Raw genomic sequence first — 1,726 nt, 5'->3', positions numbered from 1 at the left:
GCTCCTTCGTTCCGTCCGTCAAAGAGTACTTTCGCTTCTATGGTCTCGATCAGGAGAAGCTCTCGTACGCGAAGCCCGACGCGCTCGTGATGCATCCCGGCCCAATGAATCGCGGCGTCGAGATCGCCTCCGACGTCGCGGACGGCGCTCAGTCGCTCATCAAGGAGCAAGTCGAAATGGGCGTCGCCGTCCGTATGGCGGTGCTGGAAGCGCTCGCAAGCCACATGCCGAACCGGTGATCATCTTACCCTCTCCCTTTTGCGGGAGAGGGTGGCAAGCGAAGCGAGCCGGGAGAGGGGCCATGGATCAGACGAGAAAAAATCCGGTAAGCGGTCGTCTCGGGTCGTTCGCTCGCGAGCAACGTTCGATGCAGACTCGGGCAGAGGACTTGTTCTGGCGAGAGGTCCGAGCAGGGCGTTTCCATGGCCATAAGTTCAAGCGGCAGGTTCCGATCTCTCCCTACGTTGTCGACTTTCTTTGCTCCGCCGCAAAAGTCATAGTTGAATTGGACGGGCCTCCACACGAAGATCTCGATCAGCAAGCCCACGATAGAGCGCGAGACGATTATCTTCGACGGCAAGGTTTCCACGTATTGCGATTTTCCAACGAACTGATGTTGGGGAACGGACAACTAGTCCTTGAAACGGTGCGCCGAGCGACCGAAGCAATGCTAGGCCCCTCTCCCGACCTGCTTCGCAGGCCACCCTCTCCCGCAGAGGGGAGAGGAGGGCGCCCGTGAATTCTTTTCTCAATCATCTCAAAATCGGTTCAGGTATTTCCCAATGACCGCTGATCGCCCACTCCTTCTCAAGAACGCGCGTCTCGTCGATCCCGACAGCGGACGCGAGGAGCGTGGCGGCGTCCTCGTCAACAATGGTCTCATTCAGGATGTCGGCCACCACGTTACGGGCGCGGCCGATGCCGATATCGTCGACTGCGAAGGCTCGGTCCTCGCTCCCGGTCTCATCGATATGCGCGCGTTCATCGGCGAACCCGGCGCGGCGCATCGCGAGACGTTCAAGAGCGCCGGCGAGGCGGCGGCGGCCGGCGGCGTCACCACCATCGTTACGATGCCTGAAACCAATCCGGTGCTCGACGATCCCGCCATCATCGATTTCGTCATGCGCCGGGCGCGCGACACATCGATCGTGCATGTGCTGCCCGCCGCCGCCCTGACCAAAGGGCTGCAAGGCGAGGAGATGGCCGAAATCGGCCTATTGCGCGAGGCTGGCGCAATCGCCTTCACCGATGGCGCGCATTCCGTCACCAGCGCGCAGGTCATGCGCCGTGCGCTCACCTATGCCCGTGATTTCGACGCTCTGATCGTCCACCACCTGGAAGATCCCGACCTCGTGGCGCAAGGAGTGATGAACGAGGGAGAATTCGCCGCCAGACTCGGTCTACCCGGCATTCCGCGCGAGGCCGAAACGGTCATGCTGGAACGGGACATTCGCCTCGTGCGCCTCACGGGCGGACGCTACCATGCGGCCATGATCTCTTGCGCCGATTCGGTCGAGATCGTCCGGCAGGCCAAGAAGCGCGGTCTGCCGATCACTTGCGGGGTCTCGATCAACCACCTGACGCTGAACGAAAACGACATCGGCGAGTATCGGACATTCTTCAAGATGTCGCCACCCCTGCGGCACGAGAGCGATCGGCTGGCGATGATCGAGGCTTTGGCCGACGGCGTGATCGACGTCATCGTGTCGGACCACAATCCACAGGA

The 1,726-nt window shown here is 61.4% G+C and carries 2 protein-coding genes and 1 pseudogene; all 3 read left to right on the top strand.

The genetic code is table 11. The annotated features are described in order from the left end of the window. Positions 1-239: pseudogene (gene pyrB / locus AC1DT3_RS20200) on the top strand (aspartate carbamoyltransferase catalytic subunit); the annotation flags it as partial. Between the two features lie 62 nt (positions 240-301). Then, on the top strand, positions 302-739 hold the full coding sequence (locus AC1DT3_RS20195) for an endonuclease domain-containing protein (RefSeq protein ID WP_477466996.1): 438 nt from the start codon (positions 302-304) through the stop codon (positions 737-739). A 43-nt stretch (positions 740-782) separates the two neighbouring features. After that, positions 783-1,726: amidohydrolase family protein (locus tag AC1DT3_RS20190; RefSeq protein WP_477466995.1), on the top strand; the 944-nt coding region annotated here is incomplete at its 3' end.

Source organism: Microvirga sp. P4_G7 (assembly GCF_056401005.1).
This window is presented reverse-complemented; position numbering and strand designations above follow the sequence as displayed.